17 protein-coding genes are annotated in these 18,770 nt (G+C 71.3%); 14 read left to right on the top strand and 3 right to left on the bottom strand.

Annotated elements, in window-relative coordinates; translation table 11 throughout:
* Positions 1 to 93: 93 nt before the first annotated feature.
* From AC4D2O_RS15325 to AC4D2O_RS15310, 4 genes are all read left to right on the top strand, one after another.
* Positions 94 to 2,973 (top strand): FtsK/SpoIIIE family DNA translocase, encoded by a 2,880-nt coding sequence (locus AC4D2O_RS15325; RefSeq protein ID WP_490908209.1) that lies wholly within the window; start codon positions 94 to 96, stop codon positions 2,971 to 2,973.
* Positions 2,974 to 2,979: 6 nt separating this feature from the next.
* On the top strand, positions 2,980 to 3,570 hold the full coding sequence (gene pgsA, locus AC4D2O_RS15320; protein WP_490908208.1) for a CDP-diacylglycerol--glycerol-3-phosphate 3-phosphatidyltransferase: 591 nt from the start codon (positions 2,980 to 2,982) through the stop codon (positions 3,568 to 3,570).
* On the top strand, positions 3,567 to 4,064 hold the full coding sequence (locus AC4D2O_RS15315; RefSeq protein ID WP_490908207.1) for a CinA family protein: 498 nt from the start codon (positions 3,567 to 3,569) through the stop codon (positions 4,062 to 4,064). Before pgsA ends, AC4D2O_RS15315 begins: the two co-directional genes overlap by 4 nt.
* Before the next feature lie 124 nt (positions 4,065 to 4,188).
* Complete coding sequence (locus AC4D2O_RS15310) at positions 4,189 to 4,629, top strand: helix-turn-helix domain-containing protein (RefSeq protein WP_490908206.1); 441 nt, start codon at positions 4,189 to 4,191, stop codon at positions 4,627 to 4,629.
* Positions 4,630 to 4,709: 80 nt separating this feature from the next.
* Here the strand turns inward: AC4D2O_RS15310 and AC4D2O_RS15305 are convergent, their stop codons facing one another.
* Positions 4,710 to 5,219, bottom strand: coding sequence for a MarR family winged helix-turn-helix transcriptional regulator (locus AC4D2O_RS15305; RefSeq protein ID WP_490908205.1), 510 nt, complete (start codon positions 5,217 to 5,219; stop codon positions 4,710 to 4,712).
* A gap of 206 nt (positions 5,220 to 5,425) precedes the next feature.
* Between AC4D2O_RS15305 and AC4D2O_RS15300 the strand changes: the two genes are divergently transcribed.
* The 6 genes from AC4D2O_RS15300 (at position 5,426) to dapF (ending at position 11,342) form a co-directional block, all read left to right on the top strand.
* Positions 5,426 to 5,644, top strand: coding sequence for a DUF3046 domain-containing protein (locus tag AC4D2O_RS15300; protein ID WP_490908204.1), 219 nt, complete (start codon positions 5,426 to 5,428; stop codon positions 5,642 to 5,644).
* Positions 5,645 to 5,855: 211 nt separating this feature from the next.
* Positions 5,856 to 6,905: a recombinase RecA gene (gene recA, locus AC4D2O_RS15295; protein WP_490908203.1), complete on the top strand. Its 1,050-nt coding sequence runs from the start codon at positions 5,856 to 5,858 to the stop codon at positions 6,903 to 6,905.
* A gap of 5 nt (positions 6,906 to 6,910) precedes the next feature.
* The gene (locus tag AC4D2O_RS15290) at positions 6,911 to 7,852 is read left to right on the top strand and encodes a regulatory protein RecX (protein WP_490908202.1); all 942 of its coding nucleotides are present in this window, start codon (positions 6,911 to 6,913) and stop codon (positions 7,850 to 7,852) included.
* A gap of 45 nt (positions 7,853 to 7,897) precedes the next feature.
* Positions 7,898 to 9,448, top strand: a complete 1,551-nt coding sequence (miaB, locus tag AC4D2O_RS15285; RefSeq protein WP_490908201.1) for a tRNA (N6-isopentenyl adenosine(37)-C2)-methylthiotransferase MiaB — start codon at positions 7,898 to 7,900, stop codon at positions 9,446 to 9,448.
* Entirely contained in the window at positions 9,445 to 10,389 is a 945-nt protein-coding gene (gene miaA / locus AC4D2O_RS15280) for a tRNA (adenosine(37)-N6)-dimethylallyltransferase MiaA (RefSeq protein ID WP_490908200.1), read from the top strand. The genes miaB and miaA overlap by 4 nt, the downstream gene beginning before the upstream one ends.
* The gene (gene dapF / locus AC4D2O_RS15275; RefSeq protein WP_490908199.1) at positions 10,386 to 11,342 is read left to right on the top strand and encodes a diaminopimelate epimerase; all 957 of its coding nucleotides are present in this window, start codon (positions 10,386 to 10,388) and stop codon (positions 11,340 to 11,342) included. The genes miaA and dapF overlap by 4 nt, the downstream gene beginning before the upstream one ends.
* Positions 11,343 to 11,372: 30 nt before the next feature.
* On the opposite strand, the gene AC4D2O_RS15270 is transcribed toward dapF, so the two are convergent.
* A complete protein-coding gene (locus AC4D2O_RS15270; RefSeq protein ID WP_490908198.1) occupies positions 11,373 to 11,993 on the bottom strand; it encodes a class I SAM-dependent methyltransferase in 621 nt (206 codons plus the stop codon).
* 182 nt (positions 11,994 to 12,175) lie between these two features.
* Here AC4D2O_RS15270 and hflX point away from each other — a divergent pair, with 182 nt between their 5' ends.
* A complete protein-coding gene (gene hflX / locus AC4D2O_RS15265) occupies positions 12,176 to 13,756 on the top strand; it encodes a GTPase HflX (protein ID WP_490908197.1) in 1,581 nt (526 codons plus the stop codon).
* A complete protein-coding gene (locus tag AC4D2O_RS15260; RefSeq protein WP_490908196.1) occupies positions 13,749 to 15,830 on the top strand; it encodes an ATP-dependent DNA helicase in 2,082 nt (693 codons plus the stop codon). Before hflX ends, AC4D2O_RS15260 begins: the two co-directional genes overlap by 8 nt.
* A gap of 70 nt (positions 15,831 to 15,900) precedes the next feature.
* On the opposite strand, the gene lexA is transcribed toward AC4D2O_RS15260, so the two are convergent.
* Positions 15,901 to 16,608, bottom strand: a complete 708-nt coding sequence (gene lexA / locus AC4D2O_RS15255) for a transcriptional repressor LexA (protein ID WP_490908329.1) — start codon at positions 16,606 to 16,608, stop codon at positions 15,901 to 15,903.
* Between the two features lie 389 nt (positions 16,609 to 16,997).
* On the opposite strand from lexA, the gene AC4D2O_RS15250 reads away from it, so the two are divergent.
* Both AC4D2O_RS15250 and AC4D2O_RS15245 read left to right on the top strand, forming a co-directional pair.
* On the top strand, positions 16,998 to 17,576 hold the full coding sequence (locus tag AC4D2O_RS15250) for a LysM peptidoglycan-binding domain-containing protein (protein ID WP_490908195.1): 579 nt from the start codon (positions 16,998 to 17,000) through the stop codon (positions 17,574 to 17,576).
* An 83-nt stretch (positions 17,577 to 17,659) separates the two neighbouring features.
* Positions 17,660 to 18,754: a histidinol-phosphate transaminase gene (locus tag AC4D2O_RS15245; protein ID WP_490908194.1), complete on the top strand. Its 1,095-nt coding sequence runs from the start codon at positions 17,660 to 17,662 to the stop codon at positions 18,752 to 18,754.
* The last annotated feature ends 16 nt before the right edge of the window (positions 18,755 to 18,770 follow it).

Here is an 18,770-nt window from a genome sequence, read left to right as displayed (position 1 = left end):
GGCGGGAGACCGGTAGTTCCCGGCCGGTCACACCGTCCCCGCGGGGGGCCGGGATCCGCCGGTTGGGCGACGCCGTCCGGTACCGTGGAGTGCATGGCCACTCGAACCTCCCCTGCCCCGCGGGGCCAGCAGCAGACCCGCAGCAGGGGAGCGTCCGCCGCTGCAGGGACCTCCCGCGGGAAGGCGCCCGCGAAGGGCGCCACCCGCGCCCCGGCGAAGACCCGGCAGGCGCCGGTCGCCCCCGAACCGCGGCAGGACGACCGCCCCGCCCTCCCCGTGCGCGCGGTCCAGGCCGTCTGGATGGGTGCCGCAGGCGTCGTCGGGTCCGGCGTCCGGGCCTTCGGTCACACGGTGAACCCCGAGCGGGAGCTCCGGCGCGACGGTTCCGGCCTGTTCCTCCTCCTGCTCGCCCTCGCCGTCGCCGCCGTCGAGTGGTGGGCCCTCGGCGGCGCACCCGCGGACATCGTGCACGCCGCAGCCGGGGGGACCTTCGGCTGGATGGCCCTGCTCGTCCCCTTCCTGCTCGGTATCGGCGCCGTCCGCCTGTTCCGGTACCCGGAGCGCCACCGGGCCAACAACCGCATCAGTATCGGCCTGCTCGTCATCCTCTTCGCCGGTTCCGGGATAGCGCACCTCGTCGGCGGGCAGCCGGGTCTCCAGGACGGGCTGGACGCCCTCTGGCGCGCGGGCGGTGTCGTGGGCTTCCTCGTCGCCGGACCCCTCAGCAGCGTCCTGACAGCGTGGCCGGTCGGCCTGCTGCTCGGCGCCGCGATCCTCCTCGGCCTGCTGATCGTCACCGCGACGCCCTTCCGCCACATCCCCGCCCGCCTGCGCGCGCTCTACGAGCACCTGATGGGCCAGGACCCCGACGACGCCCGGCACACGCGCGACGACGGCCACGACCAGAGCTACCTCTACGAGGCGCACGGCGCCACGGCGAAGCCGGAGCCGAAGAAGCGCAAGCGCCTGTTCGGCAAGGAGAAGACGGACGCGCCCTTCGATGCCGAGCACGCGGAGGAGGGGCCGGACGCCGACGGCTACGTGGGCGACGAGGCCTTCGAGCGCGCCGTCATCGAGGACGAGGAGCGCCGCGCCCGCGAGGCCGAGGCCGCCGTGCCGCCCGGTGTCCGCCGTCCGACGAGGCAGGAACTCGCCGCCGAGGAGATCAAGCGGTCGCAGGCGAGCCGCGTTCCGCCCACGGAGGCGCCGGAACGCGCACCCGAGGGCGCCACGGAGGCCATCGACATGGTCCCCGCCGCGAAGGCGATCATCGTCCCCTCCACGCCGGTGCAGCCGCAGGTCCCGCCGACGCCCATCCCGCAGCGCACCGAGCAGCTGCAGCTCGCCGGCGACGTCGCCTACACGCTGCCGCCGTCGGACTACCTGCCGGCCGGCACCCCGCCGAAGGAGCGCTCGGAGGCCAACGACGCCGTCGTCGCCGCGCTCACGCACACCCTGGACCAGTTCAACGTGGACGCGAAGGTCACCGGGTTCTCGCGTGGCCCGACGGTCACGCGGTACGAGATCGAGCTCGCACCCGGCACCAAGGTGGAGCGGGTCACCGCCCTGTCGAAGAACATCTCCTACGCCGTCGCCAGCTCCGACGTGCGCATCCTCTCGCCCATCCCCGGCAAGTCGGCCATCGGCATCGAGATCCCCAACACGGACCGCGAGACCGTGTCCCTCGGTGACGTGCTGCGCTCCGGCAACGCCCGCAAGACCGACCACCCGATGGTCATGGGTGTCGGCAAGGACGTCGAGGGCGGATTCGTCGTCGCGAACCTCGCCAAGATGCCGCACCTCCTGGTCGCCGGCGCGACCGGCGCGGGCAAGTCCTCCTTCGTGAACTCGATGATCACCTCCATCCTCATGCGGTCCACCCCCGACGAGGTGCGCATGGTCATGGTGGACCCGAAGCGCGTGGAGCTGACGGCCTACGAGGGCGTGCCGCACCTCATCACGCCGATCATCACGAGCCCCAAGAAGGCCGCCGAGGCGCTGCAGTGGGTGGTCCGCGAGATGGACACGCGCTACGACGACCTCGCGAACTACGGCTACAAGCACATCGACGACTTCAACAAGGCGGTGCGGAACGGCAAGGTGGTCCCGCCCGAGGGCTCCAAGCGCGTGGTCCGTCCCTACCCGTACCTCCTGGTCATCGTGGACGAGCTCGCCGACCTCATGATGGTGGCGCCCCGCGACGTCGAGGACTCGATCGTGAGGATCACGCAGCTCGCGCGTGCCGCCGGCATCCACCTCGTCCTCGCGACCCAGCGGCCGTCGGTGGACGTCGTCACCGGCCTGATCAAGGCGAACGTCCCGTCGCGCATGGCCTTCGCGACGTCCTCCGTCACGGACTCCCGCGTGGTCCTCGACCAGCCCGGCGCCGAGAAGCTGATCGGCCAGGGCGACGCCCTGTTCCTGCCGATGGGCGCCTCCAAGCCCATGCGTGTGCAGGGGGCCTGGGTCACGGAGTCCGAGATCCACCGCGTCGTGGAGCACGTGAAGGGCCAGCTGCAGGCCACCTACCGCGAGGACGTCGCCGTGGAGGCGCCCAAGAAGCAGATCGACGACGACATCGGGGACGACCTCGAGGTGCTGCTGCAGGCCACCGAGCTCGTCGTCACCACGCAGTTCGGCTCCACCTCGATGCTGCAGCGCAAGCTCCGCGTGGGCTTCGCGAAGGCGGGACGGCTCATGGACCTCCTCGAGTCCCGCGGCGTCGTCGGCCCGTCGGAGGGCTCGAAGGCCCGCGACGTCCTCGTCAAGCCGGACGACCTCGAGCCGGTCCTCGCCGCGATGCGCGGGGACGAGCCGCCGGCCGCGCCCCGCCCCGCCCCGGGGCCGGTGGACCTCGTTGCCGAGGACCTCGCGTCGCGACCGCAGGCCGTCGACTACTACGACGACGCGGACACCTCCGGCGGATCCGACGACGACGGCGGCGAGGACGCCTGGAACCTCACCGGCAGGTAGCCTGACATGGTGAACAGCTCCCCGAGCCCGGCGGTGCCGGTCCTGAACATCGCGAACGTCCTCACCGTCGTGCGGATCCTGCTCGTCCCGTTCTTCATCTGGTTCCTCCTGCTCGACGACGGGCAGGCCGGGCTGTTCCGCTGGCTCGCGGTCCTCACCTTCGTGGTCGCGATCTACACGGACAAGCTCGACGGTGACCTGGCGCGCAGCCGCGGGCTCATCACCGACTTCGGCAAGATCGCCGATCCTATCGCCGACAAGCTCCTCATCGGCTCCGCGCTGGTGCTGCTCTCCGTCCTGGGGGAGCTCTGGTGGTGGGTGACGATCGTCATCCTCGTCCGCGAGATCGGCATCACGCTCCTGCGCTTCGCGGTCATCCGGTACGGCGTCATGCCCGCCTCCCGCGGCGGCAAGCTCAAGACCGTCGTCCAGACCGTCGCCATCCTGCTCTTCCTGCTGCCGCTGCAGGCCCTGCTGGGGGACTGGGCCTGGTGGCTCTCGGCCTCGGTCATGGCGGCCGCCGTCGTCATCACGGTGGTGACCGGCGTGGACTACGTCGTGCAGGCCGTCCGCCTCCGGGCGGACGCGCGGAAATGACCGGCGCGCAGCTCGCGTCCGACGTCGTCGCCCTCGCCACCCGGCTGGGCCTCACCGTGGCAACGGCGGAATCCCTGACGGCCGGGATGGTCGCGGCGGCCCTCGCGGAGGTGCCCGGCGCCTCGTCCGTCCTGCAGGGCGGCATAGTGGCCTATCAAATATCCGTCAAGCAGAACCTCCTGGGCGTCGACCCCCGGCTCCTCGCCGAGGCCGGCGCCGTCGATCCCCGCGTGGCCGAGGCGATGGCGCGCGGGGCGCGGGAGGCCTTTTCGGCCGACATCGGCGTCGCGACCACCGGCGTCGCCGGACCCGCCGCACACGAGGGGAAGCCCGTCGGCACCGTGTTCACGGCGATCTCGTCGGTCTCGGGCGCGGAAGCACGCGAGCACCACTTCTCCGGCGGTCGCGACGAGATCCGCAGCGCCTCCCGCGACGCCGCGCTCTCGGAGCTCCTCGGGACCCTGTCCAGGGGAACAAACCGTGCGCGGGGGTAGTTATAAACAGTGCCTGCCGTTGATAGGGTGGGCGACTCAGGCTCAAGCAGAACGGCCAGGTCATCATCACGGTGCACACGTCCGTCCGGGCGGTGCCCATTTATGAGGGAGCAAGGCGATACAGATGGCAAAGCAACCCGTATCCGTAAACGGCGTAGTCCGTTGGCGTGATGTGGGGTTGGCAGATGATGCACAACGCAAGCCTAAGGAGCGCAAGATGGTAGTTCTTCGCCATGAGATCGGCGACGTCCTGCGTGACGTCCGCCAGCGCCAGGGCCGTACCCTGCGAGAGGTGTCGCACAGTGCGAGGGTCTCCCTCGGATACCTCAGCGAGGTTGAGCGTGGCCAGAAGGAAGCATCCTCTGAACTCCTCTCATCGATCTGCAGCGCACTCGAGGTGCCCCTTTCCTCGATGCTGCGGGAAGTCAGCGACCGACTGGCAGTAGCAGAAGGCGTCTCCATCCCGGATACCATCCCGCAGGAATTCTCCCAGGAGTTCGGGGACGACCTCACCGACGAACTGAACGACGACTTCCGTCGGGGACTAGCGGCCACGAACCGCTGATTCCCCGCACGACCCCACAAGGAAGGCCCGTCCCCCAAGGGGACGGGCCTTCCTGCCGTCTGCTTCCAGTTGTCCGTCTGCTACCAGTTGTCCTTGGTGTACGTGTTATTCAGCTGGGCGATCAGCGTGCCGAGGCGCGTCAGGTCGTCCACGTCCCAGTCCTCCATGAGCTGGTGGAACGCCTGCTTGCGCGCGGACTGCGCGGCCACGAGCTGACGCGTGCCGGCCTCCGTCAGGGAGATGGCCTGCGCCCGGCCGTCGAGCGGATCGGCCTCCTTCTGCACCAGCCCGAGCTGCTCGAGCATCGCGATCTGCCGGCTGACGGACGGCTTTCCGACGCCCACGCTGGCGGCGATGTCCGTGAGGCGCATGGAACCCTCCCGCTGGAGTATGACGAGGAGCCCGTAGGCTGCCGGCTCCATGTCGGGGTGCACGCGGCGGGCCACCTTGTAGGAGTTGGACCGCGCGCGGCGCCACAGCATGCTGAGCTGCTGTTCCAGGGCTTCGATGGCCGCATCGGTGTCGGCATCGTCCCCGGGGTACGCGGCGAGGCCCGGCTCGGTGTCTGTGGTACTCGGCTTCGCGTTCATGGGGCAATTGTAGGGTGACGCGTCCGCGGGACACCATGCGGTGGGACGCTACTTTCGGCGGTCCGGCCATCCGGTCCGGCCGCGCGCGGGCTCCGGTGCCCGCGCGCGGCGGCGGAGCGCGCAGAATGGAGGAGACGTGTACGGCGGTAGGCCCGGACCGCGGCAGGGGTCGGCGGCGCGGAGACGACGAGAGCAGGGAACGGCACATGCGGTTGAGCGACTTCTGGCGGCTGATGGACGACGAATTCGGGGCGGGATACTCGAGGACGCTCGCCCGGGACCTGGTCGTCGACCGCCTGGGCGACAGGACGGCGGTCGAGGCCCTCGCGGCGGGCGTCGACCCGAAGGCGGTCTGGGAGGCGGTGTGCCGCATCCAGGACGTGCCGCGGGAGCGCTGGCTCGGCCGCGACGTCAAGCCCCGGTGACCGCCGGGAGCGCGTCCTCGGACCGGGTCGGACGGACACGCGCGGCGCGACGGATAATCGAATATCTGTTCGGATCGCGGTATGATGTTCACGGCGGTGGCCCGCTCTTGTGCACATACCGGCGGCTCCACCTCAAACTGTCGGCGCAGGCCCATACAGTCGTACCGAACACGTAAACAGGCCAGTTGGCCATGAAAAACCGAGGTGAAGAATGGCCGCTCCAGACCGCGAGAAAGCCCTCGAAGCTGCTCTCGCCCAGATCGACAAGCAGTACGGCAAGGGATCCGTCATGCGTCTCGGGGACGAGACCCGTGCCCCCATCGAGACCATCTCCACGAGCTCCATCGCCCTGGACGTCGCCCTGGGCATCGGTGGACTGCCGCGCGGCAGGGTCGTCGAGATCTACGGCCCGGAATCCTCCGGCAAGACCACCGTGGCGCTCCACGCCGTCGCCAGCGCCCAGCGCAACGGCGGCATCGCGGCCTTCATCGACGCCGAGCACGCGCTCGACCCCGAGTACGCGAAGAGGCTCGGCGTGGACACCGACGCACTCCTCGTCTCGCAGCCGGACACCGGCGAGCAGGCGCTGGAGATCATGGACATGCTGATCGGCTCGGGTTCGATCGACATCATCGTCATCGACTCCGTCGCAGCCCTCGTCCCGCGCGCGGAGATCGAGGGTGAGATGGGTGACAGCCACGTGGGTCTGCAGGCCCGCCTGATGAGCCAGGCGCTCCGGAAGATCACCGGCCGCCTGAGCCAGACCAAGACCACCGCCATCTTCATCAACCAGCTACGCGAGAAGATCGGTGTCTTCTTCGGGAGCCCCGAGACCACCACGGGCGGCAAGGCGCTGAAGTTCTACGCGTCGGTCCGTATCGACGTGCGGCGCATCGAGACCCTGAAGGAAGGCGTGAACCCGGTGGGCAACCGCACCCGCGCGAAGATCGTCAAGAACAAGATGGCCCCGCCGTTCAAGCAGGCCGAGTTCGACATCCTGTACGGTCACGGCATCTCCCGCGAGGGTGGCCTGATCGACGTGGGCGTCGAGAACAACCTGGTCAAGAAGTCCGGTGCCTGGTTCACCTACGACGGCGACCAGCTGGGCCAGGGCAAGGAGAACGCCCGGAAGTTCCTCAAGGACAACCCGGACCTCGCGGATGAGCTCGAGCAGAAGATCAGGGTCAAGCTGGGCATCGGGGTGCAGCCCGCGGTCGACGAGGCCGAGGCTCCCAAGCTCAAGGCCGTCAGCGGCGAGTAGGCCCGGTGCCGTCCGATACCGGAGCGGGCCCGGTCGAGTGGGGGACTTCGTCCGGACTGTTCGGTGCGGACGGATCCGACCCTGCTTCTGATCCTCCCGCTGCCGAGGAACCCCGGCGCTCGTCCTTCGGGCGCCGGGGTTCCGCGCTGTCCTCCTCGTCCTCCTCGTCCTTCGGGAGCCGGCGTTCGGGCGGGGGGCAGCGGAAAGCACGCACGGGCGGTCGCACCAGTGGCTCACGCCGGGCACGGTCCGACGACCCGTTCGGGCCGGTCGTCGGCTCGTCCGCCGACGCCCCGCCGGTGGAGTACCCCGCGGAGACTCCCGGGGAGGACGCAGCCCCCGTCGACGTCGGACACGGCCCGGGCAGCTCGGACGGCTCGGACGGCTCGGGCAGGCGACGGTCGAGGGGTGGCCCCACCGGAGCCGGGAGGCCCGAAGCATCCGTCGCCGGGAAGAGCGACGAGGAGTGGACGTCGGAGGCCCGGTCCGTCCTGCTGCGCCAGCTGGCCCTCGGCGCCAGGAGCCGCCACCAGCTCGCCCTGAAGCTCGCCGAGCGGGCCGTCCCGCCCGCGATCATCACCTCCCTCCTCGACCGGTTCGAGGAGGTGCAGCTGATCGACGACGCCGAGTTCGCCCGGATGTGGGTGCGGACACGGACCGCCGCGAAGGCGCTCTCCCGCTCGTCCCTGCGCCGCGAACTCGCCGACAAGGGCATCGACGGCGACCTGGCCGAGGACGCCCTGCTGCAGATCTCCGACGAGGACGAACACGAGCAGGCGCGCGACGTCGTCCGCCGCAAGCTCCGCCGGAACGCCGACCTGTCGGACCGTGCCGTCCGGGAGAAGGAGGTGCGGCGCCTCGTCGGCGTCCTCGCACGCAAGGGCTACAGCCCCGGCACGGCCTTCTCGCTCGTCAAGGGCGTCCTCGCCGAGGCGGATGCCGACTGACCCGCGATTGTGGACGTCCGCGCCGCCCGCCGTACGCTGGATGACGTGAGCATCACAGTCCCGGGTCCCGCCAGCGCGACCACCAGTGAGACCGGCAGCACCCCCGGCGTCCCCGATCAGCGCACCTACGAGGTACGCACCTTCGGCTGCCAGATGAACGTGCACGACTCCGAGCGCATCTCCGGCCTGCTCGAGGATGCCGGGCTCGTCCGGGTGCAGCAGGGCCAGGCGGACGTCGTCGTCTTCAACACCTGCGCCGTACGCGAGAACGCCGACAACAAGCTGTACGGCAATCTCGGCATCCTCAAGGCTGTGAAGGAAGCCCGCCCCGACCTGCAGATCGCCGTCGGTGGCTGCCTCGCTCAGAAGGACCGCGAGACCATCCTCCGCCGGGCGCCCTGGGTGGACGCCGTCTTCGGCACCCACAACATCGGCGCGCTGCCCGCCCTGCTACAGCGCGCCCGGCACAACCAGGACGCCCAGCTCGAGATCCTCGAGTCCCTCGACGTCTTCCCGTCCACGCTGCCCACCAGGCGCGAATCGGTCTACGCCGGCTGGGTGTCCATCTCCGTCGGCTGCAACAACACCTGCACCTTCTGCATCGTCCCGTCCCTCCGGGGCAAGGAGCGCGACCGGCGGCCGGGGGAGATCCTCGCGGAGATCGAGGCCCTCGTGGCCGACGGCGCCGTCGAGGTCACGCTGCTCGGCCAGAACGTCAACTCCTACGGCGTCGAGTTCGGGGACCGCGGTGCCTTCGCGAAGCTGCTGCGCGCCTGCGGGTCGATCGAGGGACTCGAACGCGTCCGCTTCACGAGCCCCCACCCCGCCGCGTTCACCGACGACGTCATCGATGCCATGGCCGAGACACCGAACGTGATGCCGCAGCTGCACATGCCCCTGCAGTCCGGGTCGGACACCGTGCTGAAGGCGATGCGGCGGTCCTACCGGTCCGCACGCTTCCTCGGCATCCTCGACCGCGTCCGTGACCGGATGCCGCACGCCGCCATCTCCACGGACATCATCGTCGGGTTCCCCGGCGAGACGGAGGAGGACTTCCAGGCGACGCTCGACGTCGTCGAGCAGTCCCGCTTCGCTACCGCCTTCACGTTCCAGTACTCCAAGCGCCCGGGCACCCCGGCGGCCGACCTCCCCGACCAGCTGCCGAAGGCCGTGGTGCAGGAACGCTTCGAGCGGCTCACCGCCCTGCAGGACCGCATCGCCCGCGAGGAGAACGCGCGCCAGGTCGGCGCGACCGTGGAGGTGCTCGTCACCGACCAGCAGGGCCGGAAGGGCTCCGAGACCCACCGGCTCACCGGGCGGGCACGCGATCAGCGCCTCGTCCACTTCTCCGTCCCGGCAGGCGCCGAGGCCCCGCGGCCCGGCGACTTCGTGACGCTTCCCGTCACCGAGGCCGCCTCGTTCCACCTGCTGTCCGACCCGTCGCCCGCGGAGTACTCGCTGCGCCGGTCACGCGCCGGCGATGCCTGGGACCGGAGCCAGGCCGACTCGTGCGGCGTCCCCGGACCATCGGACGGCGCCCCGCGCGCCGTGTCCCTCGGGATGCCGTCCCTGCCCGTCCGCGCGAGCGCCCCTTGACCCTTCCGGCCGGCCGCCCGGCCGTCCTCCCGGTCGTCGCGGTGGTCGGTCCCACGGGCTCGGGGAAGTCCGACCTGGGCGTCGCCCTGGCGCAGCGCCTCGGCGGCGAGGTCGTCAATGCCGACGCCCTGCAGTTCTACCGGGGGATGGACATCGGTACGGCGAAGCTGCCCCGCGAGGAGCGTCACGGCGTCGAGCACCACCTGCTGGACGTCCTCGACGTCACCGAGGAGGCCAGCGTCGCCGCATACCAGGAGGACGCCCGCCGGGTCATCGACGGCATCCGCGAGCGCGGCAGGGTCCCCATCCTGGTCGGCGGCTCGGGCCTCTACGTGCGGGCCGCCCTCGATCGCCTGGAGTTCCCGCCCACCGACGCGGGGGTGCGGGCACGGCTCGAGGCGGACCTCGCCGCCGGAGGCAGTGCGGCGTTCCGGGCGCGGCTCCGCGCCGTCGATCCCGTGTCGGCCGATCGGATCGACGACGACCGCCGCCTCGTGCGGGCGCTCGAGGTGCACGAGCTCAGCGGACGCCCTTTCAGCGCCTTCATGCCGCGGCGCGAGTACCACCAGCCGGCGGTGCAGATCGGCCTCGCCGTCGACCGGGACGTGCTGCGCGCACGCCTGGCCGAGCGGGTCCATGCCATGGTGCGGGCCGGTCTCGCCGACGAGGTCCGCCGGCTCGCCGCGGCGGGCCTCCGCGACGGGAGGACGGCGTCCCGTGCCCTGGGGTACGGGCAGTTCCTCCAGGTCCTCGACGGGACCCTGACGGAAGCGGAGGCGGTGGAGGACACGATCGCCGCGACCCGCCGCTTCGCCCGGCGCCAGCTCACCTGGTTCCGCGGCGACCCGCGCGTCGCCTGGCTCGACTGGCAGGTGCCGCACCTCGCCGAGGCGGCCGCCGGGCTCGTCGGCCGCGCCGCGGCACCTATCCTAGAAGGGTGACCGACTTCCCCGGCGAGACGCCCGTGCCCCCCGCACCACAGCCCCCCGGGCTCCCCTTCACGAAGGGCCATGGGACGGGCAACGACTTCATCCTGACGCTCGACCCCGACGGCGACGCGCCGATCGACCCGGCGTTCGTCGCGGCCGCATGCGACCGGCACCGCGGGATCGGCGCCGACGGCTACATCCGGGCAGTCCGCTCCGCCTCGCTGCCCGAGGGACGCGCCCTGCTCCAGACGGAACCGCGCGCCGAGTGGTTCATGGACTACCGCAACGGCGACGGGTCGGTGTCCGAGATGTGCGGCAACGGCGTCAGGGTCTTCGCGCACTTCCTCCTCGCGAAGGGCGTCGCCGAGCTCCCAGCGGGCGGGGAGCTCGCCATCGGCACCCGCGCTGGCGTCAAGCGCGTGACACGGTCCGGGGACGGCTACGCCGTGGACATGGGGCCGTGGGAGTTCATCTTCCCGGACGCGGCCGTGGCGCGCGGCATGGATTCCCTCGTCGCCATCGGAGGGCTCGACGTCGACCGGCCCGCCCTGTCCATCAGCATGGGCAACCCCCACACCGTCGTCGCGCTGGCCGAACATGCGGAGCTGGACCGGACGGAGCTGCACCGCCCGCCCGCGGTCCAGCCCGTGCCGCCGGAGGGCACCAACGTCGAACTCGTCGTCCCGTCGGACCCGCTCGTGGGGGCCGACGGCGTCGGACGCCTCACGATGCGCGTGCACGAACGGGGTGTCGGCGAGACGCAGTCCTGCGGTACGGGCGCGTGCGCCGCCGCTGCCGGCACCCGGTTCTGGGCGGGCGAGGGGGCCCCGGCCCAGTGGCTCGTGTCGGTGCCCGGGGGCGTCGTCGGCGTGACGTTCTTCGCCGGTCCCGACAACCGCGAGCACGTGCAGCTCAGCGGACCGGCCGTCCTCGTGGCCGACGGCGTGCTGCTGCCCGCAGACTGAGCCGGCGGCACGGAAGGCCGCCGGCCGATCTCACGCGGGGCGCCGCACCTCCAGGATGCGGAACGACTTCGACGTCTCCGCACGCCGCACGCCGAAGCCCGCGGGCAGCTCCTCGGCGAGCCACCGCTGCAGGGAGTCGGCGCCCAGGTTCTTCTGCACCACGAGCCAGGCGCTCCCGCCGGGAGCCAGGCGCGGCAGCCAGCGGAGCAGCAGGGCGTGCAGTTCCTGCTTCCCGATGCGGATCGGGGGGTTGGACCAGATGGTGTCGAACTCGAGGTCCGGGTCCACGGCGTCGGGCGTGCTGGCCGTGACGTTGCGGAGCCCCAGCCGCCGGGCGTTCTCCGCGGTCAGCGCGATGCACCGCTCGTTGACGTCGACGGCGAGGACCTCGGCATCGGGTGCCGTCAGGGCCAGGGTGAGGGCGATCGGCCCCCAGCCGCAGCCGAGGTCGAGCAGGCGCCGCCCCGCGGGATCCGGAACGGAGTCCAGGAGGATCGCGGTGCCCTTGTCCACGCCGTCCGGGCTGAAGAGGCCCGACGACGTCACGAGGTCCCGTTGCCCGCCCGCCAGGACGACCGAAAGGGGCCTCCGCGTGTCCGGGCCCGCCGGCTGGGCGCTGAAATAGTGCTGCGGCTCCTGCTGTGAATCCATGGAGGAAAGCCTAGTGGCACGCCCCCACCAGCCCCCACCCGCCCTCACCCGCCCTCACCCGTCCGGGCCCGTATCCACAGGCGGTCGACGGCGCAGGCGGACAACGGTTTCGCCGGGGGAGAATCCGATGGAACGACCCGGAGGACGGCCGTAGAATCGACAGACAGCCAACTAGGGAGATTATGACCGAGAACCACGGACATTCCACCGGAGCCGACATGGGCCCGGAGGAGATCCAAGCCGTCATCGACCGCATCCTGGCAAGCGATGAAGCTGCCGCGGCGAAGGCGAAGAAGGGGACCACACCGGGCACGACCAGCGCACCCGTCGAGACCAACTGGCGCTCGCGTGCCCTCGCCCTGTCAGGCGACGACGAGCGGTCGGACGCCGACGGGGACCAGCAGGACCTGGCCGAACGCCGTGCCCTCCGCCGTGTCGCGGGACTCTCGACGGAACTCGAGGACGTCTCGGAGGTCGAGTACCGGCAGCTGAGGCTCGAGCGCGTCGTCCTCGCCGGGCTGTGGAGCGAGGGGACTGCGCAGGACGCCGAGAACTCGCTGCAGGAACTCGCCGCTCTCGCCGAGACGGCGGGCTCCGAGGTGCTCGACGGCATCGTGCAGCGCCGGCTGAAGCCGGACCCCGGCACCTTCCTCGGCTCCGGGAAGGCGCAGGAGCTCAAGGACATCGTGCAGGCCACCGGTGCAGATACGGTCATCGTCGACAGCGAGCTGTCCCCGTCCCAGCGACGCGGCCTCGAGGACATCGTCAAGGTCAAGGTCATCGACCGCACCGCGCTGATCCTCGACATCTTCGCCCAGCACGCCAAGAGCCGCGAGGGCAAGGCCCAGGTGGAGCTCGCGCAACTCGAGTACCTGCTGCCGCGCCTCCGAGGCTGGGGCGAGTCGATGTCCCGCCAGGCCGGTGGACAGGTCGGCAGCGCGAGCGCCGGCATGGGCTCCCGTGGTCCCGGTGAGACGAAGATCGAACTCGACCGACGGAAGATCCGCACCCGCATGGCGAAGCTGCGCCGCGAGATCGCCGCGATGAAGCCCGCGCGCGAGACGAAGCGGTCCAACCGCCGGCGCAACCAGGTGCCCTCCGTCGCGATCGCCGGGTACACCAACGCCGGGAAGTCGTCCCTGCTGAACCGCCTCACCGACGCGGGCGTGCTCGTTCAGAACGCGCTGTTCGCTACCCTCGATCCGACGGTGCGCAAGGCGGAGACCCCCGACGGCATCGGCTACACGCTCGCCGACACCGTGGGGTTCGTCCGCTCGCTGCCCACCCAGCTGGTCGAGGCGTTCCGTTCGACCCTCGAGGAGGTGGCCGACTCCGACCTGATCCTCCACGTCGTCGACGCCTCGCACCCGGACCCGGAAGGGCAGATCGCGGCCGTCCGTGCCGTCCTGACCGAGATCGACGCCCGCAAGGTGCCCGAGATCATCGTGTTCAACAAGGCAGATGCCGCCGACCCGTTCGTCATCGAGCGGCTGCGGCAGCGCGAGCCGCGCTCCGTCGTCGTCTCCGCCCGCACGGGTGCCGGGCTCACCGAGCTCCGGCAGCTCATCAGCACGAACATCCCCCGTCCCGGGGTCAAGATGGACCTGCTGGTGCCCTACGAGCAGGGACAGGTCCTCAGCCGGCTGCACGAGGAGGACGTCGAGATCCTCGGTCTCGAGCACGTCGACGAGGGCACACGCCTCGAGGTCATGGTCCGCGAGGGCCTGGCCGCCGACCTGGAGCCGTATCTGCGGCATGAGTGACAGCACGCCGTCCGGCGCCGCCGTCGTGGCGCCGGACCCGGCGCGCCACACCGCCGAGGCCCGGCAGGCACTCGAGCTGCTCGACGCCGCCGTAGGGGCCATGGGCGGTGAGATGCGCGCCGGCCAGCACGAGATGGTGCGGCAGGTCAGCGAAGCCATCCGCTCCGGCGACCACCTGCTCGTGCAGGCGGGCACCGGCACGGGCAAGTCGCTCGCCTACCTCGTACCGCTCATCGCCCACGCCATGGACAGCGACCGCCCGTCGGTGGTCTCCACGGCGACGCTCGCCCTGCAGGCTCAGATCGTGGGCCGGGACCTGCCGCGCCTGCTCGACGCCGTGCGGCCCGCTCTCGCACGCCCCGTCGACGTCGCGCTGCTCAAGGGCCGCTCGAACTACGTCTGCCTCCACAAGACCGGCGGCGGCTTCCCCGAGGAGGACGCCCCGGATGCCCTCTTCAGCCTCGGGGAGGACGCGACACCGCACCCGGCTCCCGCGCTCGGTGGCGGCGGTCCATCCTCCGCCCTCGGCCGCGAGGTGGTCAGGCTCCGCGAATGGGCGGACGAGACCTCCACCGGCGACCGCGACGACCTCGTGCCCGGCGTCAGCGACCGCGCGTGGCGCCAGGTATCCGTGTCCAGCATGGAGTGCGTCGGCGCCGCCCGCTGTCCCGTGGCGCAGGAGTGCTTCAGCGAGAAGGCGCGCGCCGCGGCCGCCGATGCCGACATCATCATCACCAACCACGCCATGCTCGCCATCAGTGCGTTCGAGGGGCTCGCCGTGCTGCCCGAGTACGACGTCGTCGTGATCGACGAAGCCCACGAGCTGCACGACCGCGTCACCGGGGCAGTGTCCGGGCAGCTCTCCGCCTCGATGGTGGGCGCAGCCTCCACGGCTCTGCGCCGCCACGCCTCGATCGGCACCGCCGGCCTCGACACCGCAGCGTCCGCCTTCGAGGCTGCGTCGGAGCTCGTCCCCTCCGGGCTCCTGCCCGGCGGCCTGCCGGAGGACCTCGAGCAGTCGCTGGAGCAGGTCCGTGACGCCGCGCGGGCCGCGCTGTCCGACACGAAGACCGACGGCAAGTCGGAGGCCGACGCCGACGGCGGGCGGCAGGTGGCCCGCTCGCGCGCCACCCTGGTCTTCGACCTCGCGGAGCGGATCCTCTCGGCCGCCGCCGCCGGAGAGGTGGTCTGGGCGTCCCGCCCCAGCACATTCACGCCCGGCTCCGGCTACGCCCAGCCGGACGAGGCCGCGCCGGCCACGCTCAACGTCGCGCCGCTGTCCGTCGCGGCACGCCTGCGGGAGGGCCTGTTCGAGGACCACACCGTGATCCTCACCTCCGCGACGCTCGCCATCGGCGCCGAGTTCGGTCCGGTCGCGGGATCGCTGGGCCTGAGCGGACCGGGCGCGCCCGCGTGGACCGGTATCGACGTCGGCAGCCCGTTCGACTACCCCCGGCAGGGCGTGCTGTACGTGGCGAAGGACCTGCCGAAACCGGAGCGGGGTACCTCCGATGCGCAGCTGAAGGAGCTGCTGGCGCTCCTGAAGGCCTCCCGCGGGGGTGCGCTCGGGCTGTTCTCCTCCCGGCGGGCCGCCGAGGAGGCAGCGGAGGCCCTGCGCCCGCAGGTCGACTTCGAGATCCTCTGCCAGGGCGAGTCCTCGCTCAGCGGCCTCGTGGACAGGTTCGCCGCCGAACCGGATACCTGTCTGTTCGGCACGATGTCACTGTGGCAGGGCGTGGACGTGCCCGGTGCCTCGTGCCGCCTCGTGGTGATCGACCGCATCCCCTTCCCGCGACCCGACGATCCCCTGATGACCGCGCGCACGCGGGCGGTCGCACGGAACGGCGGCAACGGCTTCATGAGCGTCTCCGCCACCCATGCCGCGGTGCGACTGGCGCAGGGGGCGGGCCGGCTCATCCGCTCGGCGGGGGACCGGGGTGTCGTCGCCGTGCTCGACAGCCGCCTTGCCACGGCCCGCTACGGCGGTTTCCTCCGCGCCGCGCTGCCGCCGTTCTGGGCGACGACCGACAGGGCCACGGTCACCGGGATCCTCGAACGGCTCTCCGCCCGCTGACACGCCTGCCCCGGGGTACGCGAAGGGCGCCGCAGTCCGGGACTGCGGCGCCCTCCGGGGAAGCGGGCCGCTAGAGCGCGCGCATCACCGAGACGACCTTGCCCATGATGCTGGCGTGGTCGCCGAGGATGGGCTCGTAGCGCGTGTTCTGAGGCAGGAGCCAGGTGTGGCCGTCACGCTGGCGGAAGGTCTTCACGGTGGCTTCGTCGTCGAGCAGGGCCGCGACGATGTCGCCGTTCTGTGCGCTCTGCTGCTTGCGGACCACCACCCAGTCGCCGTCGCAGATCGCGGCGTCGACCATCGAGTCGCCGGAGACCCGGAGCATGAAGAGCTCGCCGTGGCCCACGAGCTGCCGGGGGAGGGGCATGACGTCCTCCACCACCTGGTCCGCGAGGATGGGACCGCCCGCTGCGATGCGGCCCACGAGCGGTACCAGTGCCGTGTCCACCGCGACGCGGTGCTCACCGGAGGACTTCCGCTCCGGTGCTCCGTCCGTGCCCGCCGGCGCCTCCGGAGGCAGTGTGAGCGGCAGCAGGACCTCCATGGCGCGGGGGCGCTTGGGATCGCGCCGGAGATAGCCGAGCCGCTCCAGCTGTGACAGCTGGTGCGTCACGCTCGAGAGGCTCGCGAGGCCCACCGTGTCGCCGATCTCACGCATCGACGGCGGGTACCCCTTGTCCGCGATCGAACGCTGGATGGTCTCGAGGATCGTCAGCTGGCGCGCCGTCAGCCCCTTGGACACCGAACGGCCGCGGGGACGGCCGCGACCGGCCGAGATGGGAACGGCGTCCGCCGGCACCTCGGCCGTGTTCGATTCCGGCCGGTCCGTCCGTGTTGGTTCCGCCACTGTTGCGCCTTTCGCCCTGGACTGGAGATCCCGTTGTGCCCGCCTGCCGCCCCCCGCCTGCGCGGGAAGCGGTTCTGTCAGTGGCGGGTGATTGCCTGAGGTATGTCGACGCCGTGCCTGCCGCTCTGTAGCAGCCGGTGCCGTCGATGCCCTGCCCTGTTCACGCTAGGGCAGACGGTGGGGCTTTTCAAACATATGTTCGAGCGAGTCTCGACAACGGTCGTCGGTCAGTGCTAGAAATAGGCTCAGATAAATTAGAACACGCGTTCGAAACAGGAGTCCAGCCCTGATCGGCTATTCGAAGGGAAAGAGGCTAGGCAATGGCTGAAGCACCCGCACTGCACGGCAGCACGGCGCTATGGGCGCTGACCCCCACCCGCGGCGAGGGACGCCTGCGTCTCGTCCGCCCGACGACACCGGAGCGCACCGCGACGGCCCGTCCGCGCGTACCCCGACCATCCCGCACGGCGACAGCACCCTCGATCTCCGCCCACGCCTTCCTGCAGCCCCGGACCGCCCTGCAGCCTCCTGCATCCACGCAGCCCCGTACCTCCACGCAGCCCCGTACCTCCACGCAGCGGAGTGCGGAGCGCCCCCTGACGCTGACGCGGCGCGGTCGGTTCGTCCTGGTCGGCCTGCCGATCGCGCTCGGCGTGGCGGCGCTCATCCTCCTCGGCGCCTTCCTCACCTCGCAGGCGCAGGCCGGGGAGTCGCTGCCCGCGCCGTCGTCGACCGTCGAGGTGAGCGTCGCGGCGGGGGAGTCCCTCTGGGACCTCGCCGTCCGGTACGCACCGGAGCGCGATCCCCGCGACGTCGTCGCGGAGATGGTCGAGCTCAACGACCTCCGCGGCTCCGTCGTCCAGGCCGGGCAGACAGTCGCGATCCCCGCGGCGGGCTAGGCACGCGGCACCCGGCGGTGGCAATCGTCGTCATCCGGTGCCGTCCGTTCGCCGCTGCAGCCGGCATCGCTTAAACTCGTGAGGTGCCCTCCTCCGTCGACGCCCTCGCAAACCTCCCGCTGCGTGACGACCTCGTGGGGCTGCACCCCTACGGCGCCCCCCAGCTGGACGTCCCGATCCTCCTGAACGTCAACGAGAACACGCACGGCGTCCCCGACGACGTGCACGCGGCCATCGTGGAGGCCGTCGCCCGGGCCACGCAGGGGCTGAACCGCTACCCGGACCGCGAATTCACCGAACTCCGGAAGAACCTCGCCGACTACCTCGGCCACGGCCTCACCCCCGACCAGCTCTGGGCGGCCAACGGCTCCAACGAGGTCCTGCAGCAGGTCCTCCAGGCCTTCGGCGGACCGGGGCGGACGGCGATCGGATTCCCGCCCACCTATTCCATGTACCCGCTGCTGGCCAGCGGCACGGGCACGCGCTACGTCACGGCGGAGCGCGGGGCCGCCTACGCCATGACGCCCGAGGCCACGGCCCGGGCGGTCCGCGAGTCCGGCGCGAACATCGTCTTCCTGTGCTCGCCGAACAACCCCACCGGCACGGCCCTGGGTCTCGACGTCATCGAGGCCGCCTACGACGCCGGCGAGGCCGCCCGCGCCATCATCATCGTCGACGAGGCGTACGGGGAGTTCGCGCAGCAGGGCACGCCGAGCGCGCTCACGCTGCTGCCCGGGCGCCCGCGGCTGCTCGTGTCCCGCACCATGAGCAAGGCCTTCGCCCTCGCCGGAGCCAGGATCGGCTACCTCGCGGCCGCGCCCGAGATCACCGACGCCCTGCGGCTGGTGCGCCTGCCGTACCACCTGTCCGCCATCACGCAGGCCGCGGCCAACGCCGCGCTCACGCACGCGGACACGCTGCTGTCCAACGTCGAGGCGATCAAGGTGCAGCGCGACCGCATCGTGAGGGAACTGGAGGGGCTCGGCCTGTCGCCGGCACCGTCGGATGCGAACTTCGTGTTCTTCTCCGGCCTCGATGATCCGCATCGCGTCTGGGAGGGACTGCTGGAGGCCGGGGTCCTCATCCGCGACGTCGGCATCCCCGGGTCACTGCGGGTCACAGCGGGAACAGAACACGAGACCACGGTGTTCCTCTCGGCGTTGACGAAGCTGCTCTAGCCCGCTCCAGCCCGCA

Source organism: Arthrobacter sp. TJ-238 (assembly GCF_058269215.1).
The sequence above is the reverse complement of the archived record's forward strand: the minus strand, read 5'-3'. Positions and strand labels throughout refer to the sequence as shown.